The sequence below is a fragment of the Nocardia vinacea genome (genome assembly GCF_035920345.1).
GTDB classification, from domain to species: domain Bacteria; phylum Actinomycetota; class Actinomycetes; order Mycobacteriales; family Mycobacteriaceae; genus Nocardia; species Nocardia vinacea_A.
This window is the reverse complement of sequence record NZ_CP109149.1, coordinates 7,589,410-7,611,801: the sequence shown is the minus strand read 5'-3', so window position 1 is coordinate 7,611,801 and position 22,392 is coordinate 7,589,410. Positions and strand designations below refer to the sequence as shown.

The 22,392-nt window shown below is 65.4% G+C and carries 21 protein-coding genes; 12 read left to right on the top strand and 9 right to left on the bottom strand.

The features are described from left to right. Positions 1–87 precede the first annotated feature (87 nt). Positions 88–1,080: a sigma-70 family RNA polymerase sigma factor gene (locus OIE68_RS34610; RefSeq protein WP_327095158.1), complete on the top strand. Its 993-nt coding sequence runs from the start codon at positions 88–90 to the stop codon at positions 1,078–1,080. Between the two features lie 117 nt (positions 1,081–1,197). Here OIE68_RS34610 and OIE68_RS34605 read toward each other — a convergent pair whose 3' ends face one another. Beyond that, the gene (locus tag OIE68_RS34605) at positions 1,198–2,745 is read right to left on the bottom strand and encodes an acyl-CoA synthetase (RefSeq protein ID WP_327095157.1); all 1,548 of its coding nucleotides are present in this window, start codon (positions 2,743–2,745) and stop codon (positions 1,198–1,200) included. Between the two features lie 70 nt (positions 2,746–2,815). Further along, positions 2,816–3,853 (bottom strand): LLM class F420-dependent oxidoreductase, encoded by a 1,038-nt coding sequence (locus tag OIE68_RS34600; RefSeq protein WP_327095156.1) that lies wholly within the window; start codon positions 3,851–3,853, stop codon positions 2,816–2,818. 115 nt (positions 3,854–3,968) lie between these two features. Between OIE68_RS34600 and OIE68_RS34595 the strand changes: the two genes are divergently transcribed. From OIE68_RS34595 to OIE68_RS34575, 5 genes are read left to right on the top strand one after another with little or no spacing between them, the layout of a single operon-like run. Continuing rightward, positions 3,969–4,934 carry a Zn-ribbon domain-containing OB-fold protein gene (locus OIE68_RS34595; RefSeq protein WP_327095155.1) on the top strand — a complete coding sequence of 322 codons (966 nt, stop codon included), beginning with the start codon at positions 3,969–3,971 and terminating at the stop codon, positions 4,932–4,934. 24 nt (positions 4,935–4,958) lie between these two features. Further along, positions 4,959–6,035: a thiolase domain-containing protein gene (locus OIE68_RS34590; RefSeq protein WP_327101932.1), complete on the top strand. Its 1,077-nt coding sequence runs from the start codon at positions 4,959–4,961 to the stop codon at positions 6,033–6,035. Next, positions 6,032–7,201, top strand: a complete 1,170-nt coding sequence (locus OIE68_RS34585; RefSeq protein ID WP_327095154.1) for a thiolase domain-containing protein — start codon at positions 6,032–6,034, stop codon at positions 7,199–7,201. Before OIE68_RS34590 ends, OIE68_RS34585 begins: the two co-directional genes overlap by 4 nt. Positions 7,202–7,212: 11 nt before the next feature. After that, positions 7,213–8,103: a TIGR03619 family F420-dependent LLM class oxidoreductase gene (locus OIE68_RS34580; protein ID WP_327101931.1), complete on the top strand. Its 891-nt coding sequence runs from the start codon at positions 7,213–7,215 to the stop codon at positions 8,101–8,103. After that, a complete protein-coding gene (locus tag OIE68_RS34575) occupies positions 8,100–8,516 on the top strand; it encodes a nuclear transport factor 2 family protein (RefSeq protein WP_327095153.1) in 417 nt (138 codons plus the stop codon). Before OIE68_RS34580 ends, OIE68_RS34575 begins: the two co-directional genes overlap by 4 nt. Before the next feature lie 135 nt (positions 8,517–8,651). Here the strand turns inward: OIE68_RS34575 and OIE68_RS34570 are convergent, their stop codons facing one another. After that, positions 8,652–9,959: a cytochrome P450 gene (locus OIE68_RS34570; RefSeq protein WP_327095152.1), complete on the bottom strand. Its 1,308-nt coding sequence runs from the start codon at positions 9,957–9,959 to the stop codon at positions 8,652–8,654. Between the two features lie 98 nt (positions 9,960–10,057). Here OIE68_RS34570 and OIE68_RS34565 point away from each other — a divergent pair, with 98 nt between their 5' ends. Beyond that, positions 10,058–11,221: a steroid 3-ketoacyl-CoA thiolase gene (locus tag OIE68_RS34565; RefSeq protein WP_327095151.1), complete on the top strand. Its 1,164-nt coding sequence runs from the start codon at positions 10,058–10,060 to the stop codon at positions 11,219–11,221. Between the two features lie 361 nt (positions 11,222–11,582). Continuing rightward, entirely contained in the window at positions 11,583–11,999 is a 417-nt protein-coding gene (locus OIE68_RS34560; protein ID WP_011207048.1) for a helix-turn-helix domain-containing protein, read from the top strand. A 304-nt stretch (positions 12,000–12,303) separates the two neighbouring features. Here the strand turns inward: OIE68_RS34560 and OIE68_RS34555 are convergent, their stop codons facing one another. The 5 genes from OIE68_RS34555 to OIE68_RS34535 all read right to left on the bottom strand — a co-directional run bounded on the left by OIE68_RS34555 (position 12,304) and on the right by OIE68_RS34535 (position 17,196). After that, a complete protein-coding gene (locus OIE68_RS34555; RefSeq protein WP_327095150.1) occupies positions 12,304–13,314 on the bottom strand; it encodes a hypothetical protein in 1,011 nt (336 codons plus the stop codon). Further along, on the bottom strand, positions 13,311–13,826 hold the full coding sequence (locus OIE68_RS34550; RefSeq protein WP_327095149.1) for an ImmA/IrrE family metallo-endopeptidase: 516 nt from the start codon (positions 13,824–13,826) through the stop codon (positions 13,311–13,313). Before OIE68_RS34550 ends, OIE68_RS34555 begins: the two co-directional genes overlap by 4 nt. 11 nt (positions 13,827–13,837) lie before the next feature. Then, a complete protein-coding gene (locus OIE68_RS34545) occupies positions 13,838–14,914 on the bottom strand; it encodes a hypothetical protein (protein ID WP_327095148.1) in 1,077 nt (358 codons plus the stop codon). A 536-nt stretch (positions 14,915–15,450) separates the two neighbouring features. Next, entirely contained in the window at positions 15,451–16,362 is a 912-nt protein-coding gene (locus tag OIE68_RS34540) for an SDR family oxidoreductase (protein ID WP_327095147.1), read from the bottom strand. Positions 16,363–16,398: 36 nt separating this feature from the next. Beyond that, positions 16,399–17,196, bottom strand: coding sequence for an SDR family oxidoreductase (locus OIE68_RS34535; RefSeq protein ID WP_327095146.1), 798 nt, complete (start codon positions 17,194–17,196; stop codon positions 16,399–16,401). Positions 17,197–17,381: 185 nt separating this feature from the next. On the opposite strand from OIE68_RS34535, the gene OIE68_RS34530 reads away from it, so the two are divergent. Genes OIE68_RS34530 through OIE68_RS34515 form a run of 4 tightly spaced genes read left to right on the top strand, consistent with a single transcriptional unit; the run spans position 17,382 to position 20,930 of the window. Then, on the top strand, positions 17,382–18,155 hold the full coding sequence (locus OIE68_RS34530) for an enoyl-CoA hydratase family protein (RefSeq protein WP_327095145.1): 774 nt from the start codon (positions 17,382–17,384) through the stop codon (positions 18,153–18,155). After that, on the top strand, positions 18,155–19,039 hold the full coding sequence (locus OIE68_RS34525) for a CoA transferase subunit A (RefSeq protein WP_327095144.1): 885 nt from the start codon (positions 18,155–18,157) through the stop codon (positions 19,037–19,039). The genes OIE68_RS34530 and OIE68_RS34525 overlap by 1 nt, the downstream gene beginning before the upstream one ends. Next, the gene (locus tag OIE68_RS34520) at positions 19,036–19,845 is read left to right on the top strand and encodes a CoA-transferase (protein ID WP_327095143.1); all 810 of its coding nucleotides are present in this window, start codon (positions 19,036–19,038) and stop codon (positions 19,843–19,845) included. The genes OIE68_RS34525 and OIE68_RS34520 overlap by 4 nt, the downstream gene beginning before the upstream one ends. After that, a complete protein-coding gene (locus OIE68_RS34515; RefSeq protein WP_327095142.1) occupies positions 19,842–20,930 on the top strand; it encodes an NAD(P)H-dependent flavin oxidoreductase in 1,089 nt (362 codons plus the stop codon). Before OIE68_RS34520 ends, OIE68_RS34515 begins: the two co-directional genes overlap by 4 nt. Positions 20,931–21,117: 187 nt before the next feature. Here OIE68_RS34515 and OIE68_RS34510 read toward each other — a convergent pair whose 3' ends face one another. Continuing rightward, positions 21,118–22,320, bottom strand: a complete 1,203-nt coding sequence (locus OIE68_RS34510) for an acetyl-CoA C-acetyltransferase (RefSeq protein WP_419150607.1) — start codon at positions 22,318–22,320, stop codon at positions 21,118–21,120. Positions 22,321–22,392 lie beyond the last annotated feature (72 nt).

Here is a 22,392-nt window from a genome sequence, read left to right as displayed (position 1 = left end):
GGACTGATGACGGACTGCGTCCAGCGGCGCTCGATTGTGCTAATTGGGGTCTCGAATGTGTCGGTGGGCTGTGGCAGGGTGACACCCATGAACGACTCCGTCGGCCTCACCCCGGATGTCCTCGAGTCCTTCGAAGGACATCGGCGGGAACTGTGCGCCTACGCCTATCGCATGCTCGGCTCCTCCTTCGAAGCGGAGGACGCGGTGCAGGAGACCTTCACTCGCGCGTGGAAGTCCTACGACGCGTTCGAGGGTCGCGCCAGCCTGAGGTCCTGGCTGTACAAGATCACCACCAATGTCTGCCTCGATATGCTCGACGGCCCGCAGCGCCGGGCCCGGCCGATGGATCTGTCCGGTCCGGCGCGGCCGGATTCGCCGATGCCGATGCCGCAGCCGGATTACGTCTGGATCGAACCGATCCCGAACGCACTGGCCTTCGGATCGGATCCGGCCGAGCACGCCTCGGCCAAGGACACATTGCGGCTGGCGTTCGTCGCGGCCTGTCAGCATCTACCCGCGACCCAGCGCGCCATCCTGATCATGCGCGAGGTGCTGCGGTTCTCGGCCAGCGAGACGGCCGAGGCACTCACCATGTCCCCCGCCTCGGTGAACAGCGCACTACAGCGAGCCAGGGCCACCATGTCGAAGGTGCAGCCGACGGCCACCGACACCTATGACGAAACCGATGACGATCAGCGCAAACTCGTCGACGATTTCGTCAAGGCCTTCGAGGCCTACGATATGGACACCCTGACCACCCTGCTGAAAACCGATGTGGCACTGTCCATGCCGCCGATCGAACTGTGGGTCTCGGGCCCCGAGAATGTGGCCGCGTTCATGCTCGGCCACGGCAAGGGCTGCCGCGATTCCCGCATGATCCGGCTGGAAGGCGCCAACGGGCTGCCCGCGTTCGGCCACTACAAGCCGAGCGAGACCGAGCCGGGCGTCTGGGTGCCCTGGTCCATCACTGTGCTGGAACTCGACGGCGACTCGATCGCCGGACTCAACTTCTTCCTCGATACCGAGAAGCTGTTCCCGCTTTTCGGTTTGGCGCCGGAGTTGCGCGAACCGACTGTGTGAGGTGGGCCGCCAGGGTTCGGGGAGGGACGGACAGGGGCAATGACCGTCGCGCAGAAGGTATACCCTCTGCGCGACCGTCACTCGGTGTGCGACAGCAATCCGCTGCGTCCGATGGCGCTACGACGCCGGGATGTAGCGGTCGCGGAGCTTGCGCTTGTAGAGCTTGCCGTTGGGGTCGCGGGGCAGTTCGTCCAGGTAGTCGATGGAGCGGGGCATCTTGTACTTCGCCAATTGGGTTGCGGCGTAGGCCAATAGCTCGGCGGTCAGTTCGTCGTTGCCCTCGACACCGGCGACCGGCTGGACGACAGCCTTGACCTCCTGGCCCCAATCTGGATGGGGCAGACCGAAGACCGCGACATCCTCGACCTTCGGGTGCGTGGTCAGCACATTCTCGATCTCGGCCGGGTAGATGTTCACACCGCCGGACAGGATCAGATCGGAGCGGCGGTCGTGCAGGTAGAGGTAGCCGTCCTCGTCGAGGTGGCCGATATCGCCGACCGTGAAAAGGTCACCGACCCTTGCCTCTTCGGTCTTCTCCTTGGCGTGGTGGTATTCGAAGCTGGACGTGCCCATCCGCATATAGACCAGACCGGTCTCGCCGGTGGGGACTTCGGAGCCGTCTTCCTCGCTCAACACCTTGATCACCGACCAGGGCCAAGCCTTGCCGACCGATCCGGGCTTCGTCAGCCATTCGGTCCCGTTGATCACCGTGCCGCCGCCCTCGGTGGCCGCGTAGTACTCGGTGACCGTCGGACCCCACCACTCCAGCATCTGCCGCTTGGTCTCGGCCGGGCACGGCGCCGCACCGTGCACCATGCTGCGCAATGAAGAAACGTCGTACTTGGCGCGTACGTCGGCGGGCAGCGCGAGCAGGCGGTGGAACTGGGTCGGAACCATATGGCTGTGGGTCACCCGGTGCTTGTCGATGAGCCGCAGCATCTCCTCCGCATCCCAGCGATCCATCAGAACGAGCTTGTGCCCCAACTGGATCGAGATGGTGGCGAAGTTCAGCACGGCCGTGTGGTACAGCGGCGAACCACAGATGTGCACGTGCTCGTCGTAGGGCTTCAGTCCGAACAGCCCGAAGAACGCGGACGAATACACCGGAACGACATCCGGGTCGGTCCCGGTGAGCGGGCGCCGAACGCCCTTGGGCCGCCCCGTGGTTCCCGAGGTGTAGAGCATCGGCGCACCGGTGGTCCGGTTATCGGGCCGACCGGTATCGGCCGCACCCAGCCACGACACCGACTTGAAGCCCGCTATCTCGCCGACCGCGAAACGCGCGGTGGCGGGCAACCCGGCCTCATCGGCGGCGGCGATCGCGGCGGCGGCGAACCGATCACTGGCGATGAAGGCCTTGGCCTCGCTGTCGGCGAGGATATAGGCGACCTCCGGACCGGTCAGATGCCAGTTCACCGCGACGATGTACAACCCGGCCTGGTAGGCCGCGAAGTACGCGGCGACCGCCTCGACGCAGTTGTGCACCATGGTGACCAGCACGTCGCCGGGCTGCAGGCCGACTGCCCGTAGGCCGGTGCCGTAACGGTTCGCGAGCGTGGCCAATTCGCGATAGCTCACCTCGCGGCCGGACGGATCCACCAGTGCGATCCGATCGGGTTCCGCGTTCGCGATGTTCCAGAGACCGAGAATTTCTACTGACTCCATCGGGGGATGGTGTGGAGACGAAGCCGACGAGGTGGGTGAATCAGTCACCCCTACGAATCTAGAACGTGTTCTACATCTGTACAAGGGGTGCGAGCCGATGCAATTGCTCGATATCTGGAACCGACACCAGCATCTCGGTGACACCCGCGGCCTCCCAGACCCCGAGTTGCTTACGCACATGCTCCTCGTCGCCGATGATCGATGTATCCAAAATCAGCTCATCCGGCACCATGGCGGCGGCCTCGGCCTTCTTCCCGGATTGGAAAAGCCTGCCGATCTCGTCGACCTCGCGTTCATAGCCCATCCGCCGGTACACCTGGGCGTGGAAATTCAGTTCGGGTGCGCCCATGCCGCCGATGTAGAGAGCCATGATCCAGCGCATCCGCTCCAACTCGCTCTTGGGATCGTCGGTGATCACCACCTGACAGCTCGCGGCGATCTCGAAATCCGCCCGCGAACGCCGTGCGCCCGCCCTGGCGAAGCCCTCGTCGAGCCAGTCGTTGTACATGCCGGCCAGCCGCGGTGCGTAGTAGATCGCCAGCCAGCCGTCGGCGATCTCGGCCGTCAGCGCCACATTCTTCGGACCCTCCGCACCCAGCCAGATCGGCAAATCCGCTCGTAGCGGATGCACGATCGGCTTGAGCGGCTTCCCTAGTCCGGTGGCGCCCGGCCCGGTGTATGGCAGCGGGTACTGCGGCCCGTCATTGGTGACCGGCGCCTGCCGCTCCAGAATCCGGCGGATGATGCCGACGTACTCCCTGGTGCGCTGCAACGGCTTGGCGAACGGCTGCCCGTACCAGCCCTCCACCACCTGCGGCCCCGAAACACCGAGCCCGAGGATGGCCCGGCCACCGCTGAGATGATCCAGCGTCAGTGCGTGCATGGCTGTCGCGGCGGGCGTGCGCGCAGACATCTGGACCACCGAAGTGCCCAGCCGCACCCGATTCGTCGACGAGCCCCACCACATCAGCGGTCCGAAGGCATCCGACCCCCAGGATTCGGCCGCGAAGACCGCGTCGAAACCGGCCGCCTCGGCGGCGACCACCATCTCACCGGCATTCTGTGGCGGCTGCGCCATCCAGTACCCGAGTTGCAATCCGAACTTCATGGGAGACCTCTTTCCAGCCAACTTCTTGCCACCAGAATAAGAACCTGTTCTACTCGATATCGTGACTCAGGGGAATACCGCATCCGGGACAATCGCGGATGAGAGAGGGTCGGAATTGAACACTGCCGCGCCCGACGTACTCAGTGCACCCCTTCGGGTGCAATTCGACTACACGCGATCGGTCGGACCGACCATCGGCACCTTCCTGGCCAAGCTGCGCGCCCGCCGGATCGTCGGTGTGCGCGGCTCGGACGGGCGGGTATTGGTGCCGCCGCCGGAATACGATCCGGTCACCTCCGCACCGCTTACCGAATTCGTCGATGTGGCGGATACCGGCACCGTCCAGTCGTGGACCTTTGTGCGCGATCCACTGCCCGGTCAGCCGTTCGACCGCCCGTTCGCCTGGGCCCTGATCAAGCTCGACGGCGCGGACACCACGCTGCTGCACGCCGTCGATGTTTCCACACCCGAGGACATCCACACCGGATTGCGCGTGGTCGCACGCTGGGCCGACGAGACCATCGGCAGCATCAAGGACATCGCCTGCTTCGAACCGGGCGAGACGTCCACCGCACCGGCGGAATCCAGCGTGGACGGCGAGCCGATCGAGGTACTCATTACCCCGGTCGACCTGCACTACATGCACAGCGCATCGCCGCAGGAGACCATCTACCTGCGCGGTCTGGCCGAGGGCAAGCTGCTCGGCGGGCGCACGGACGCCGCGGGCAAGGTGTACTTCCCGCCGCGCGGCGCCAATCCGACCGACGGCAGGCCGACCGACGAAATCGTCGAACTGCCCGACCGCGGCATCGTCACCACCTTCTGCATCGTGAATGTGCCGTTCATGGGCCAGCGGATCAAACCGCCGTACGTGGCGGCATATGTGCTGCTCGACGGCGCGGATATCCCGGTGCTGCACCTGGTGCTCGGTTGCGACGCGAACGAGGTGCGGATGGGCATGCGGGTGGAGGCGGTGTGGAAACCGCGCGAGGAGTGGGGCTTCGGGCTCAGCAATGTGGACCACTTCCGACCCACCGGCGAGCCGGATGCCGACTACGAGACCTATAAGCACCACCTCTGAGAGGCCACGTTGACGAACAACGCTCTGCCTACCCACCCCGCCGCCTCCGCACGCTCCGACGGCTACCGTCCCCCTAGCGACATCGCGGTTGTGGGCTTCGCGCACGCACCGCATGTGCCGGAGACCTTCGGCACCACCAATGGTGTCGAGATGCTGGTGCCCATCTTCCAGCAGCTCTACGCCCGACTCGGCATTACCAAGTCCGATATCGACTTCTGGTGCTCCGGTTCCTCGGATTACCTTGCCGGCCGCGCCTTCTCGTTCATCTCGGCGGTCGATGCCATCGGTGCGGTGCCGCCGATCAACGAATCGCATGTCGAAATGGACGCCGCGTGGGCGCTCTACGAGGCATTCGTGAAACTCCGCTCAGGCCAGGCGCAGACGGCGCTGGTGTACGGGTTCGGCAAGTCCTCGGCAGGTACGCTGCGCCAGGTTCTGACCATGCAGCTCGATCCGTATCTGGTCACTCCGCTGTGGCCGGACGCACTGTCCATCGCCGGTCTGCAGGCGCAGGCCGGACTGGATGCGGGACGCTGGACCGAGCGCGATATGGCGGCGGTGGCCGCGGGTGATTCCGGCGATATCGAAACTCTGCTCGCCACACCGTATGTCGCTGATCCGCTGCGCGCGCACGATGTCGCGCCGGTCACCGACGGCGCGGCCGCCATCGTGCTCGCGGTCGGCGACCGGGCGCGCGAACTGTGCGAGCGCCCGGCCTGGATCACCGGCATGGCGCATCGGGTGGACACCCCCAATCTCGGTGCCCGCGATCTCACCGTATCCCCATCGACTTCGGCTGCGGCACAGTCGGTTACCGGCGGCGATACCAGCGGCTTCGATATCGCCGAACTGCATGCGCAGTTCAGCCATCAGCAGTTGATTCTCGCCGAGGCCATCGGTTTGCGGTCCGAGACCAAGGTGAATCCGTCGGGCGGCGCACTCGCCGCCAATCCGATGTTCGCGGCGGGTCTGGAGCGCATCGGCTTCGCGGCCGAGGCGATTATCGCGGGCACCGCGAATCGGGCGCTCGCCCATGCCAGCAGCGGTCCGGCCCTGCAACAGAACTTGGTAGCCGTTTTGGATTCGGAGGCGAGCCGATGAGTTTCCCCGCTGCGGTGCTCGGCACCGGACAAACCCATCACGTGACGAAACGAACCGATGTGTCCATGGCGGGCATGTGCCGCGAGGCAATCGATCGTGCACTCGTCGACGCCGGACTCACCATCGCCGATATCGATGCGGTGGTGGTCGGTAAGGCGCCGGACTTCTTCGAGGGCGTCATGATGCCCGAGCTGTATCTGGCGGATGCGTTGGGCGCCACCGGAAAGCCGTTGTTGCGCGTGCACACCGCCGGATCCGTCGGCGGCTCCACCGGTATCGTCGCCGCCAATCTGGTACAGGCCGGAGTACACAAGCGCGTACTCGCCATTGCCTGGGAGAAGCAGTCGGAATCGAATGCCATGTGGGCACTGTCGGTTCCGGTGCCCTTCACCATGCCGGTCGGCGCGGGCGCGGGCGGCTACTTCGCACCGCACGTACGTTCCTACATCCGCCGATCGAACGCGCCGGGCCATATCGGCGCGATGGTCGCGGTAAAGGATCGCCGCAACGGAGCGAAGAACCCGCTGGCACATCTGCACCAGCCCGACATCACGCTGGAGAAGGTGCTCTCCTCCCAAATGCTGTGGGATCCCATCCGATTCGACGAGACCTGCCCGTCCTCGGACGGTGCGTGCGCCCTGGTGATCGGCGACGAGGATGCCGCGAAGGCTGTGGAGGCCACCGGTAAGAAGGTCGCGTGGGTGCACGGCACCGCCATGCGCACCGAACCGACCACCTTCGCCGGACGCGACCAGGTCAATCCACAGGCCGGACAGGATGCCGCGGCCGCACTGTGGCAGGCCGCCGGAATTACCGACCCGCTCAACGAAATCGATGTCGCCGAGATCTACGTGCCGTTCTCCTGGTTCGAGCCGATGTGGCTGGAGAACCTGGGCTTCGTCCCGCAGGGCGATGGTTGGAAGCTCACCGATAAGGGCGAGACCGAGATCGGCGGCACCCTCCCGGTCAATCCGTCCGGCGGCGTGCTTTCCTCGAACCCGATCGGTGCCTCCGGGCTCATCCGATTCGCCGAGGCCGCCAAGCAGGTCATGGGCCGGGCCGGGGACTACCAGGTCGCGAATGCCAAGAAGGCGCTCGGACATGCGTATGGCGGTGGGTCGCAGTACTTCTCGATGTGGGTGGTCGGCTCGGAGCAGCCGAACTGATGACTCCGCCGCTGAAGTTCACTGTCGGTATCGCGCTGAGTCCGCTGGAGCAGCTGCCGGAGTTGGCGAAAACGGCTGAGGAGTGCGGGTTTTCGTCGATCGCCCTACCCGATTCGCTGTTCTATATGAAGTCGGCGGCGGCGAAGTATCCCTACACCGCCGACGGCAGCCGCTTCTGGGGCCCGGACACCCCCTGGGTCGACCCGCTCATCGGTGCGACCGCAATGGCGGCGGTGACCAGCCGAATTCGCTTCTACACCAACGTCCTCAAGCTCGGCTCGCGCAATCCGCTGCTGCTTGCGCGCCAGGTGGGCTCGGTCGCCAACCTGTCCGGTAACCGGTTCGGGTTCGGCGTCGGAATCGGCTGGGCACCTGAGGAATTCGAATGGTGCGGGGTGCCTTACGCCGACCGTGGCGCACGGGTCGACGAGATGATCGAGGTGATCAAGCTGGTACTCGGCGGCGGCATGGTCGAGTACCACGGTAAGTTCTTCGATTTCGACCCGCTGCAGATCAGCCCGGCGCCGAGCGAACCGGTGCCGTTCTACATCGGCGGCCACACCGCGCCCGCACTGCGCCGGGCGGCCAAGGTCGGCGACGGCTGGACCTCAGCGATGATGACCTACGACGAACTGTGCGTAACCATCGGCAAGCTCGGTGCACTGCGCACCGAATTCGGCCGGGAGAGTGTGCCTTTCGAGATCCAGGCGGTCTGCATCGACAAGTTCGGGCGCTCCGGATATCAGGATCTGGCCGATGCCGGGGTGACCGATGCGATCGTGGTCCCGTGGCTGGCCGATGGCATCGGCTTCGACGGTGAGCTGGCGGCCAAACAGGAGTCGCTGCGCCGGTTCGCCGCGAAGAATATCGAGGACCCCATCGTCGCGAAGGCACGCGTATGAGTACTTCCGAACATCCAGCAAGGACCGCCGGACTTGCATCGCAGGCCGCGGTGCGGGCCAGGGATAAGCAGGCCTGGGTCGATCTGTTCGCAACCGACGGCATCGTCGAAGATCCCATCGGCCCTTCGGGTTTCGATCCGGAGGGTAAGGGCCATCGTGGTAAGGATGCCATCGCGGCCTTCTGGGATATGGCGATCGCCAAGACCGATTCGATCGAGTTCCTGTTCGCGGACTCCTTCGCCTGCGGTAACGAGATCGCCTTCACTGGTCTGATCCGCACCAAGATGGGCGGGCACCAGATCGATGCCGAGGGCGTGTTCACCTACAAGGTCGACGCATCGGGCAAAATCGCCGCGCTGCGGGCCTTCTGGGAAGTCGACCGCGCAATGGCCACGGCCAAGCCGATTACCTGAGCGCGCTGCCTCTCCCCTCGGGGGCAGCACAACAGGGGCCCCGCACCGGCTATTGGGCAAACCGGTGCGGGGCCCTTGTCTGTCACCGAAGGCCGGGGATCCAGGCTGCCGACACAAGCCTGGATCCCCGGCGATTCAGTGCGCGACCGGGCAGCCCGAGGGCTTGTAGTCGACCTGGAATTCCTTGACCCCGTTGAGCCAGCCGGACCGCAGCCGCTTGGGGTCACCGAGCTTGGTGATATCGGGCATGGCGTCGGCAATGGCGTTGAAGATCAGATCGACCTCCATCCGCGCCAGATTCGCGCCGATGCAGAAGTGCGCGCCGGTACCACCGAAGGACAAGTGCTGGTTGTCCTTTCGCGTGATGTCGAACTTCTCCGGATTCTCGAAGACCTCTTCGTCGAAGTTGGCCGAGCGGTAAAGCATGACCACCCGCTGGCCCTTCTTGATCTGCACGCCGCCGAGTTCGGTGTCCTCCAGCGCGGTCCGCTGGAATGAGGTGACCGGGGTGGCCCAGCGAATGATCTCGTCGGCGGCGGTGGCCGGACGCTCCTTCTTGAACAGCTCCCACTGATCCGGATGATCCAGGAAGGCCGCCATGCCGTGGGTGATCGCATTGCGGGTGGTCTCATTGCCCGCAACGGCCAGCATGATCACGAAGAAGCCGAACTCCTCCGGCGTCAGTTCGTCGCCGTCGACATCCGCCTCGATCAGCTTGGTGACGATATCTTCGGCCGGACATTCCTTACGCGCCGCGGCCATTTGATAGGCGTAGCCGAGCACCTCGGCGGAGGCGGCGACCGGATCGGCCGTGCTCTCCGGATCGTCATAGCCGGTCATATCGTTCGACCAGGTGAAGACCTTCCTGCGGTCCTCCTGCGGGATGCCGATCAGCTCGGCGATCGCCTGCAGCGGCAGTTCGGAGGCGACCTGGGTGACGAAGTCACCCGCGCCGTTCTCCGCCGCCTCCTTCACGATGGCCTCGGCCCTGGTCTTCAGTTCGGCACGCAGGCTGTTGATCACGCGCGGGGTGAAGCCGCGGGAGATGATCTTGCGCAGTTTGGTGTGCTGGGGTGCGTCCATGTTCAACAGGACGAAGCGCTGCAGTTCGATCTGCTCGCGGGTGATGTCGTCGTTGAAGCGCGGGATCGCGGTGTTCTCGAAGGTGGAGAACACATCGCTGCGGCGCGAGACCTCCTTGACGTCGGCATGCTTGCTCACCACCCAGAAGCCTTCGTCGTGGAAGCCGCCGATCTCGGGGGGCTGCGGATTCCACCAAATCGGTGCGGTACGGCGCAGTTCGGCGTACTCCTCGACCGGAACACGCTCGGCATAAATGTCCGGGTCCGTGACATCGAACCCATCCGGCAGATTCGGCCGGGCATTCCGCTGGTCTACCACCAGATGTCTCCTTCGACAAACTGAAACACGTTCTACAATCATTGAAGCATAGGCTGCATAATGAGGGAAGAACAGGACAGACTCCGCCGTATCGCGCGTGAACACACGTTTCAGTTTCTGTCCCAGAGGAAAGGTTGGACATGGGCACACCCGTCATCGTCGAGGCCGCTCGCACCCCCATCGGCAAGCGCGGCGGCTGGCTCGCCGGTCTACACGCCGCCGAACTGCTCGGCCTCGCCCAGCGTGGACTGCTCGAGAAGGCGCACCTGGATCCCGCAGCGGTGGAGCAGGTCATCGGCGGCTGCGTCACCCAGGCCGGTGAACAGTCCAATAACGTGACCCGCGTCGCCTGGCTGCACGCCGGACTGCCGTGGCAGGTCGGCGCCACCACCATCGATGCACAGTGCGGATCGGCGCAGCAGGCGAACCATCTGATCGCCGGACTGATCGCGACCGGCGCCATCGATATCGGCATGGCTTGCGGCGTGGAGGCGATGAGCCGAGTTCCGTTGGGCGCCAACGTCGGCGAAAACGCGGGCCCGCGGCGCCCGGCCTCCTGGAATATCGATCTGCCGAATCAATTCGAGGCCGCCGAGCGTATTGCCAAGCGGCGCGGCTTCACTCGCGACGATCTCGACGAACTCGGCGTCCGCTCGCAGCGGCTGGCCGCCAAGGCCTGGGCCGAGGGACGCTTCGATCGCGAGGTGCTCACCGTGACGGCGCCCGCCGTCGATAAGGAAGGCAAGCTCACCGGCGAAAAGCTGGACGTGACAAGGGATCAGGGCCTGCGCGACTCCTCGCTCGAGGGACTGGCCAAGCTGAAGCCGGTACTGGAGGGCGGAATCCACACCGCGGGCACCTCCTCGCAGATCTCCGACGGCGCGGCCGCTGTACTGCTGATGGACGAAAAGGCCGCGCAGCGAACGGGTTTGCGCCCGCGCGCGCGGATCGTGACCCAGGTGCTCGTCGGCGCGGAGCCCGAGTTCCATCTCGACGGTCCGGTGCAGGCGTGCACCCGGCTGCTCGAACGCTCCGGAATGAATATCGGCGACATCGACCTTTTCGAGATCAATGAAGCCTTTGCGGCAGTGGCACTTTCATGGGCTTCTGTACACAAACCAGACATGGACCGGGTAAATGTAAACGGTGGCGCGATTGCCCTCGGACATCCTGTCGGTTCAACCGGATCTCGGCTCATCACAACGGCTTTGCACGAACTGGAGCGTTCCGGCGGCAGCACCGCGATGGTGCTCATGTGTGCAGGCGGCGCATTGGCGACAGGCACCATCATCGAGCGGTTGTAGCAGTTTCAACCAATTCTGCTCCAAAGTTGAACGTTCATCCCAATGAGCCCAAAACGTGTCGTACGCCACACAAAGTCCAGCGCAGGCACGTAGATGACCTATCAGCTATCTTTTCGCTATCATAGACCTATCGGGGAAGACCCTCGCGACGGGCCAGAACCGGTTCACACCACCTCTTCTCAAGAGCCGTTGGCGTGACCCGCAAACGCAACCGTCGCAGTGACTTCACCGGAGCGGCACCTAGAAGCTTCAAGGAAATCCTGAATCAGGCGTAGGTTTTCAGTTACTGAGCCGCTAATATCAATGATACGTATCCGAGATAACGACTGTTAGTACAGCGAAGGGAATTGGGCGGCTCACAATGGCTGATTTCGCGGCGCGGCTGAACAAGCTGTTCGAAACCGTGCATCCCCCGGGGCGCAAGCCGCACACCAACGCGGAGGTTGCGGCTGCGCTGACGGCCTCCGGGCATCCGATCTCGAAACCGTACCTCTCGCAGTTGCGGTCGGGACAGCGGACGAACCCGTCGGACGAAACGGTGGCTGCACTGGCCAAGTTCTTCAAGGTCAAGCCGGACTACTTCTTCAACGACATCTATGCCGCCAAGATCGATCACGATCTGGAGTTGCTGTCCCAGCTGCAGGGCTACGGGCTGCGCCGGTTGTCGAGTAGGGCGTTCGATCTGTCCGAAGAATCACAGAACCTCCTCACCTCCATGGCGGAGAAATTGCGGGCAAGCGAAGGTCTGCCCGAAATTCCTCCGGACGGTACCGAATAGGTTCTCCCACAGTGCAGTACGGTGCGACCCACAGGGTCGCACCGTACTGCGTCATGGGTATGGATGCTTGTCGACTTACCTAACCCATGAATTATGGGCTTGGCGACGAGTACAGGGTTGCGATAAAAGCGCGCGCCTGGAGTGACCGGGTTGTGACGAAATCAGTTGTGCGGATACGTCGGTAGACACATGGAATCCGGCATGGCCATCAGCCCAACCGGATTCCTTGCTATGTCAACCGTATTGAATACCCGGAGCGAGTCCTTCAGAATGCTTCGGAGTGATCGGTTTTGATGGCACACGATCAATTCCGGGCAGCGGCTCCGGCGCCCGCTTCGTAGGCCCGCGCGATTGCCTGGATCCAACCGCGGGGACTAATGCCCTCGGGCGGAGCAATCCACCGCGCGTCGACTACTACATCGCCCAATGGGTTTCGCGCCCACTGCGCAACTCGGTCCGCACGCACCGATACCAGTGGCGGTGGCGGACCCGCGGCGACCAATTCGACGCCGCCGCCGGATTGCAGATACAGCGCGTCCATGATCTGCGCGACCTGATCGGATGCCTTGAGCTGCGTCGAGGTACCGGTCTGCTCGTGGGCGACCACCTCCGGAAACCGGCCGACCATGATGCGGTGCAGAACCTTGGTCTGCCGCAACAGGATTCGTGCACGCACCCACAACTCCACCACGATCCAGACCGCGCCGAACGCGATGAGCAGCGCAGCCGCCTCCCAGATCGGCCAGGCCCAGTCCGGTTCGCCGGCCTGCGCGGCCGGCGCATCGGTGCAGGCCCGGCGGACCTGCAGCACAGCCAGTACCGCAACGACCGCGGCGCCCGCGGTGTAGATCGCGATACCACGACCGAGGGTGGTCCAGTCCAGATTGCGCACACCGGTGACGACGATGAATACACAGCCGAGCGCAACGACTATCCAGCCGAAGGTGGTGGACCAGAACAGATTCACGGCGACCGCGAGCACACCGACGCCATAGATGACGAAGGCGATCTGGCGCAGATTGCTGCGGGAGACGACCGGCCACGCGGCCGAGGCGACCACTGAGGTCGCGGCCGCGAAGAGGATCCAGGCCGAGGCGACGATGCCGTCGGAGAGCATGCCCGAATGCAGGCCGCGCGGTAGCAGGTTGTCCAGTGCCAGCGCGATCTCCGGAACCGCGACGGTGGCCGCGAGTGCGACCGCCGCGACCGCGACGACGATCGCCACCCGGGCTGTCGTCGCGGGCTTCACCAGCACGCGCCCCACACGCGCACCGGCGGCAACCCAGACCAGCATGGCCGTCAACCAGAGGGTCATCCCAGCGCCTCATCGAATCGAAGGACCGAGACGCCCGCACCCCGGCTGTTGAATACGCGGAGTCGGGTCATCAACATGGCGGCAAAGGTTTCGGCCTCCCATTCGGCGAGTTCGTCCGCGCCGTCGTCGACGATCTGCTGATGCGCCCGCTGACTGAGCATGTAGGCGATCAGATCGTCGCTGGCCTCCAGCATCACCTCCGGCGCCGGCGCACCCTCGTGATCGAAGACGATATGGCCCAATTCGTGTGCGAGCGTGTGGTCGCGGCTCGGCAGTGCCGTGGCGAGCACGATGACATCGCGGTCCGGATAGAACCGGCGCTGGCCGCAGACACCGGGACCCAGTTCGGCGCTGGCGATTTCGATCTCACGGCGCCGCTCGCTGGCAATGGAGGCGACAACCTCATCCAGGGTGGTCGCATCGGAATCCGCGGCGACCGCGCATACCGCGTCGACCGCCGCCGCGACCCGGCGGTAGGCCCGGAGTCCGCTTTGGGTCCTACTGTCACTCATCGAACGCCCCCTTACGTCCTCGGACCGAAGAATTCGGCACGAGCGGCATCGATGCGGGCCTGCGCGGCCGACGCGCTCTGGAAACTCACTGCGCCGGAACCGGTTCCGGCCAGTGCGAGCGCGATCAGGCCGCCGACGACACCCAGCACATTGGGCTGCGGCAGGCCGTCGTCGGCACTGGTCGGCCGGACGTCCGGATTCGGCTTGGCCGACACCGCGGGCGGTGCGGCAGGCGCGGCAGGCGGCGGTGCCTGCTCAGGAGCGGGGGCGGGCGGCGCAGCTACCGGGACCGGCTCGATCTGCGGCGCTGCCGATGCGGGCGGTGCAGGCGGTGCAGGCGGTGCAGGCGGTGCAGGCGGTGCAGGCGGTGCAGGCGGAACGATGATCGGAGCGGGTGGCACCGCGGGCGCGGGCGGCGTCGGCAGCGGGATCAGGAGCAGCAGCAGTGGCGAGGCAGAGCCGGCCGCCGCGGAACCGACGGCGGCCGAACCCACAGCGGCAGAACCGGTTGCGGCCGATCCGACGCCCGCGGAACCGACACCGGCTGAACCGACCGCAGCCGAACCCGTGCCCGCCAGTGCCGATCCGGTGCCGACACCGGCTGAACCGACTGCGGCAGAACCGGTTCCGAGCACAGCCGAACCGGTCCCGAGCGCGGCCGAGCCCGTACCGGCGGCCGCGGAACCGACGGCGGCGGATCCGGTACCGAGAATGGTGGCGGCACCGACCGAGCCAGTGCCGATGATCGCGCCGACGCCCGCGGAACCGGTGCCGATAATGGTGCCCACGCCTACCGAGCCACCGCCGAGGAGTGCGCCGAGCAGACCCGTCGCGCCCACCGCGGCTGAACCGGCGGCGGACCCGGGACCGGCAGCCGGGTTGACACCGGCTGCGGCATCGGTCGGATCGACCGGCGAACTCACACTCGACTGGCCCGGAATCGTCAGCGGCATCCAGATATCGCCGTTCGAATCCGGCGTCGGATTATTCGGGTCCGTGCACTGCGCACAGGCACCGCCGGGCTGCGCTTCGGCCGAAACCCCCCCGAGCAGCGCAAAGCCGGCGACAGTCGCAAGTACTGCGACCACACGCGACGTGCGACCAACGGCCAAGCGCCAGCCTTCCCCTCATCGAAATAGCGCAGATCTCTTGCCCGGTCGCAACACTTCAGTTCCGGGACTTCAACGGACGGGAGCCCATAGTAAACCTCAGCCCAAATCCGCGCAGTGGCTCGGGCCACGCCCAGCATTCGACACGCCCCACCGGCCGTGCGCCCGTTCTCGGCCGACTGCCCAGATGATGCCCTCGGAAGTCCGGCTGTAATCCCGAAAGCATTTCCGCGTTAGTCCCCTGCACGCACCTGCGCTAAACGGGCAGACCAGTACGTATGTCGATGCCGCGCAGCGGCGAATTGGACATGCCCGCAGTAGAACCCGTGTCGGTCCGCTCGCCCGGCGATGGACCCACCGCGGACCGCACCCGCGCATCCCTACGACCAGAACACGAATCGAGGGACACGCCGACGCGACACCACCGAGCCGAAGATAAAAATCGGACGGCTGTACCAATCCCTGTCGGGTGAAGCAATCACCCAGCTTTCGGCGCTGCCGGAACTATTCGGCGCTCAGGCGCCGTACACCGCCTCCGGCGGGGCGGACTTGGCGATCAGGTCGGCGACCACCGGGCCGAGTTCGGCGGGATTCCAGCGGGCGCCACGGTCCACGGCGGTGCCGTGCCGCCAGCCGTCGGCGAGTGCGACCTTGCCGCCCTCGACCTCGAACATCCGGCCGGTGACGGCCGCGGATTGCGAGCTGCCGAGCCAGACCACAATCGGCGAGACATTCTCGGGAGCCATCGCGTCGAAGCCGTCCTCGGGGGCCGCCATGGTCTCGGCGAAGACGGTTTCGGTCATCCGCGTGCGGGCAGAGGGGGCAATGGCATTGACAGTGACGCCGTAGCGCGCGAATTCGGCCGAGGCGGTGAGGGTCAGGCCCGCGATACCCGCTTTGGCGGCACCGTAATTGCTCTGGCCGACACTGCCCTGCAGCCCCGCACCGGAGCTGGTGTTGATGATGCGGGCATCGACCGGGCGACCCGCCTTGGACTCACCGCGCCAGTACTCGATCGCATGGCGCATGGTCGCGAAGTGGCCCTTGAGGTGGACCCGGATCACCGCATCCCACTCGTCCTCGCCCAGGTTCACCAACATGCGGTCGCGCACGAAACCGGCATTGTTGACCAGCACATCCAAGCCGCCGAAGGTGTCGACGGCCTGGCGGATGAGATTGCGGGCGCCCTCCCAGTCCGCGACGTCGTCACCATTGGCCACGGCCTCGCCGCCGAGCGCCTTGATCTCGGCGACGACCTGTTCGGCGGGCGTCTCACCGGTCGCCGCGCCGTTCAACGCGGAGCCGAGATCATTGACGACCACGCGGGCTCCGGCGGCGGCGAAGGCGAGCGCGTGCGCCCGGCCGATACCGCGGCCGGCGCCGGTGACGATGACAATGCGCCCCGCGCAGATCTGCTCGGTGTCCATAACCTGTTGTGTCCTCTTCGTTTCGGATTCGATTGTTCAGGCCTGAGCGGTCTGCTCGCCGAGTTTCGCATTCGAGGCCGCGAGGAATGCCGGACGCTCACCGCCGCCGTGCACCAGCAGCGTCGCGCCGCTGACGAAGGCGGCCAGGGATGAGGTCAGGAATGCGGCGCAGCGGCCGATGTCCTCGGGGCGGGCCATCCGCCCGAGCGGGATGGTCGCGCCGACGGCGTCGATACCGTCTTGATCGCCATAGTGCAGTTCGCTCAGTTCGGTGACAACCGGCCCCACGACCAGCGAATTCACCCGGACTTTCGGCGCCCATTCGACGGCGAGCGAGGAGGTCAGGCTGTCGATGCCCGCCTTGGCCGCGCCGTAGGCGGCGGTACCCGGCGACGGCCGGTGCCCGCTCACACTGGACACCATCACAATGGAGCCGCCGCCCGGCTGCTGCTGCATCACCGCATTGGCGGCTTGCGAAACTAGCAGGGGCGCAAGCAAATTCAATTCGATGATCTTGCTGTGGAAGTTCTTGCTGGCGTCGGCGGCGAGGGCGAACGGGGCGCCGCCCGCATTGTTGACCAGGTGATCGAGGCGGCCGTGCCGCGCGACGATCGCGTCGACCAAACCCTGCACGGCATCGGCATCGCGCACATCACAGGGCAGGTATTCGATCTCCCGGCCCGCATGCTCCACCGGCTCGTCACCGGGGCGTCGCGCGCAGGCCACCACGGTCGCGCCCGCGGCCAGGAAGGCCCTGCTGACGCCCGCCCCCACCCCGCGCACACCGCCGGTAACGAGGACGACGTTGCCGGTGAGGTCTATTTCGAGTGCCACCGTGCTAACCTACCAAGCAACTGCTTGCTTCGCCAGACCGTAGCGACTGCTTGCAGGTCGCTCGAAAGGGTCTGCAGCGACTGCTTGCAGGTCGCTCGAAAGGGTCAGCAGCGACTGCTTGCAGGTCGCTCGAAAAGATCAGCGCCGAGGTTCGGACCATCTCGGCACACACGATGGGACATGCGATGGGGATCAACCGTCACTCCGAATCAACCGGCATCACCGTGGTCACGGTCGACTACCCGCCGGTCAACGCCATACCGTCCGACGGCTGGTTCACGCTGGCGGATGAGATCCGCGCGGCCGGTCGCGATCCGGAAACCAAAGTGGTGGTGTTGCGCGCCGAGAACCGCGGCTTCAATGCCGGGGTCGATATCAAGGAGATGCAGCGCTCCCCCGGCCATCAGGCGCTGATCGACGCGAATCACGGCTGTTTCGAGGCGTTCGCGGCCGTCTACGACTGCCCGGTGCCGGTCATCGCGGCGGTGCAGGGCTTCTGCCTCGGCGGCGGCATCGGCCTGGTCGGCAATTCCGATGTCGTAATCGCCTCGGATGACGCGACTTTCGGCCTTCCCGAGGTCGACCGCGGCGCGCTCGGTGCGGCCACTCACCTGTCCCGGCTGGTGCCACAGCATCTGATGCGCGCGCTCTTCTATACCGCGAGCACCATCACCGCACAGCAGTTGCAGCACTTCGGCTCGGTGTACCAGGTGGTGCCGCGCGCCGAACTCGATGCCGCCGCACTGGAGGTCGCCAAGAACATCGCGGCCAAGGACGGCCGGGTGATCCGGGCGGCGAAGCGGGCGCTCAATGGCATCGATGTGCAGGACGTGCACCGCAGCTACCGCTACGAACAGGGCTTCACCTTCGAACTGAATCTGGCCGGTGTCGCGGATGAGATCCGTGCACGGTTCGACGACGATCTGGCCGCGCGTAAGGAAGAGAGCAAGGAAAACTGATGCGGGACAAGCGAATGTCGCTCGACGAGGTCGTCGGCGAGCTGCGCAGCGGTATGACCATCGGCATCGGCGGCTGGGGCTCGCGGCGCAAGCCGATGGCGCTGGTGCGGGCCATCCTGCGCTCGGATATCACCGATCTGACCGTGGTCGGTTACGGCGGACCCGACCTCGGTCTGCTGTGTTCGGCGGGCAAGGTACGCAAGGCGTACTACGGCTTCGTCTCGCTGGATTCGCCGCCGTTCTATGATCCGTGGTTCGCCAAAGCGCGGACGTCCGGCGCACTGGTGGCACGGGAGATGGACGAGGGCATGTTGAAATGCGGGCTGGAGGCGGCGGCCGCGCGACTGCCGTTCTTGCCGATCCGCGCCGGTCTCGGATCCGATGTCGTGAATTTCTGGGATGGCGAGCTGAAGACCGTCGCGTCGCCGTATCCGGACGGCGACGGACGAACCGAGACGCTGATCGCGATGCCCGCGCTGAATCTCGATGCGGCGCTCGTGCATTTGAATATCGGCGATAAACACGGCAATGCCGCCTACACCGGTGTCGATCCGTACTTCGACGACCTGTACTGCCTGGCCGCCGAGCGTCGCTACGTATCGGTGGAGCAGGTGGTGGAGACCGAGGAACTGGTGAAAGCCGTTCCGCTGCAGTCGCTATTGCTCAACCGGATGATGGTCGACGGTGTGGTCGAGGCACCCGGCGGCGCGCACTTCACCCTGGCCGCCGACAGCTACGGCCGCGACGAGAAGTTCCAGAAGCACTATGTGGAGTCGGCCAAGACGCCCGAGTCCTGGCAGCAGTTCGTCGACAAGTATCTGGCGGTCTCCGAGGACGAATATCAGGCCGCCGTCCGCGAGTTCGCACAGGAGGCGCAGAAATGACAGCATCGCGAAGCGATTCCGTGAGCGGTGATGGTCGGGTGACGGGCGGGCCTTCCACCGAAACCGTTACGCGGGCCGAGATCTGCGCCATCGCCTGCGCCGAGATCTTCAGCGGCGCAGGGGAAATCATGGCCTCACCGATGTCGCCCATGACGATCATCGGCGCGCGGCTGGCCAAGTTGACCACCGAACCGGATCTGCTGCTCTCCGATGGCGAGGCGCTTTTCTTCGCCGACACTCCCCCGCTGGGCGGTAAAGCACCGATCGAGGGATGGATTCCGTTCCGCAAGGTGTTCGATGTGGTCGCCTCCGGTCGGCGCCATGTGGTGATGGGGGCCAATCAGCTCGATCGGTTCGGCAATCAGAATCTGTCGGCATTCGGTCCGTTGCAGCAGCCGACTCGGCAGATGTTCGGTTCGCGTGGTGCGCCGGGCAACACCATCAATCATCCGACCAGCTACTGGGTTTCGCGGCATACGCGTCGGGTGTTCGTCGATCAGGTCGATATCGTCTCCGGCGTCGGCTATGACAAAGTCGATCCGGCCAATCCGGCGTACCGGTTCCATCACCTGCACCGGGTGGTCACCAATCTCGGCGTCTTCGATTTCGAGGGACCCGACCACACGATGCGGGCGCGCAGTCTGCATCCGGGCGTCACCGCCGACGAGGTCGCCGAGAACACCTCGTTCGAGATCGCCGGACTGGCCGAAGCGGGCCAGACTCGACTGCCGACCTCGGAAGAGCTGCGGTTGATCCGGGATGTGCTCGATCCCAAGAAGGTTCGGGAATCAGAGGTGCCGTCATGAGCTCGCTGCGGACACCGCTGACCGAGTTGGTCGGCATCGAACATCCGATCGTGCAGACCGGCATGGGTTGGGTGGCCGGGCCGAGCCTGGTGTCAGCGACGGCCGAAGCCGGTGGACTCGGGATTCTGGCCTCGGCCACCATGACATTCGCCGAATTGGAAGCCGCGATCGCGAAGACCAAGTCACATACCAAGAAGCCGTTCGGGGTGAATATCCGCGCCGACGCCACGGATGCGCCCGAACGGATCGATCTGTTGATCCGGGAGCAGGTGGCCGTCGCGTCATTCGCGTTGGCACCGAAGCAGGAACTCATCGCCAAGCTGAAAGATGCCGGTGTGGTGGTGATTCCGTCGATCGGCGCGGCCAAGCATGCGGTGAAGGTCGCGTCCTGGGGTGCCGATGCGGTGATCGTGCAGGGCGGCGAGGGCGGTGGGCATACCGGTCCGGTGGCGACCACGCTGCTGCTGCCGTCAGTGCTGGATGCGGTCGATATTCCGGTTGTCGCGGCGGGCGGATTCTTCGACGGACGTGGTCTGGCGGCCGCATTGGCCTACGGCGCCGCGGGTGTCGCGATGGGTACGCGTTTCCTGCTGACCAAGGAGAGCACCGTGCCCGACGCGGTCAAGCAGGAGTACCTGAAGCGGCAACTGCAGGACACCGTGGTCTCGCTCAAGGTCGACGGTATGCCGCACCGTGTGCTGAATACCGAACTCGTTGATCGCCTGGAACATTCGGGGCGCTGGCGGGGGCTAACCGCCGCCGTCGCCAATGCGGCGAAGTTCAAGGGTATGACCGGCATGAAGTGGTCGACCATGGTCCGCGACGGTCTGGCCATGCGAAAGGCCAAGGACCTCAGCTGGTCTCAGGTCGTCATGGCTGCCAATACCCCGATGCTGCTGCGCGCCGGACTCGTCGAGGGCAATACCCATGCGGGCGTGCTCGCCGCTGGACAGGTCACCGGCATCATCGATGACCTGCCCACCTGTAAGGAACTCATCGACCGCATCGTCGCCGATGCCGTCGCGCGGATCGACACCATCGCCGCGCTTACCGCGGACCACAAGGCAACGCCCAACGCGATCTGATCGAACCGGCGTACAAGTCGGAAATACCGAAAGGCCGCCCCGGTCCTGCCGACCGGAGCGGCCTTTCAACTTCTCGGCGACAACTGGTCTCGTGGGTACATGGGTAACTCGTCGGGCACGCCCAACAGTCGACCCGGCATCCGACGCAGGACCTGTCGAAAAGCCGTGCGGCTCTTACTTGTATGGCCTAAATATTCGGGGAGGCGGACAAGCGCTCGATAATCGTTGCGTTGGCGGTGCCGCCGCCTTCGCAGATGGTGAGCAGGCCGTAGCGGCCGTTGCGGCGTTCCAGCTCATTGAGCAGGGTGGCGAAAAGCTTTGCGCCGGTGGCGCCGAGCGGGTGGCCGAGGGCGATCGCGCCGCCGTTGACGTTCACCTTCTCCGGATCGGCGCCGGTCTCCCGCAGCCAGGCGAGCACGACCGGCGCGAAGGCCTCGTTGATCTCGACGACATCGATATCCTCGATGGTCAGACCGGTCTTCTCCAGCGCCCACTTGGTGGCCGGAATCGGGCCGGAGAGCATCATGATCGGGTCGGCGCCACGGGCGCTCACATGGTGGATGCGGGCGCGCGGGCGCAATCCGTATTCCGCGACAGCCCATTCGGAGGCGAGCAGGGTCGCGCTCGCGCCGTCGGAGATCTGGCTGGCGACCGCGGCGGTCAGCGTGCTGCCCTCGGCGAGCACGGGCAGCGACGCCATCTTCTCGAGCGAGGTCTCGCGCGGTCCCTGGTCGATCCAGAAATCACCGACGGGCACGATCTCACCGTCGAAGCGGCCGTTCTTGATGGCATCGCGGGCGCGCTCATGGCTGCGCAATGCCCAGCGCTCCATCTCTTCTCGGCTGATATCCCACTTGTCGGCGATCATCTGCGCACCGTTGAACTGCGAAACCTCGGCGGTGCCATAGCGATGGTCCCAGCCCTGCGCACCGACGAACGGTGCGTCGAAACCATATTCCTTGCCCGCCAACATGGCCGCCGAGATCGGGATCGCGCTCATGTTCTGCACGCCGCCCGCGACGATCACCTCGGCGGTGCCGCTCATGATGGCCTGCGCGCCGAAATTGATGGCCTGCTGGGAAGATCCGCATTGCCGGTCGACGGTGACCCCGGGAACTTCCTCCGGATAACCGGCGGCCAGCCACATGGTGCGGCCGATGTTGCCCGCCTGCGGGCCGATATTGTCGACGCAGCCGACGATCACATCGTCGACCACCGCCGGATCGATCGGGTTGCGGTCCAGCAGCCCGCGCAGTGCGGCCGCGCCGAGATCGGCCGGATGCACCGCGGCCAGCGCGCCATTGCGCTTGCCGACCGGGGTGCGCACCGCGTCGATCACATAGGCATCCCGCAGCGGGGCGTACGGGCGGCGAGCGGATGGTGCTGACATCTGGAACTCCTACTTGGTGTTGCCCGGCGGGAGCGACGGGCCCGGAGGCGGTAGCTTGCGTAACCATGGAGG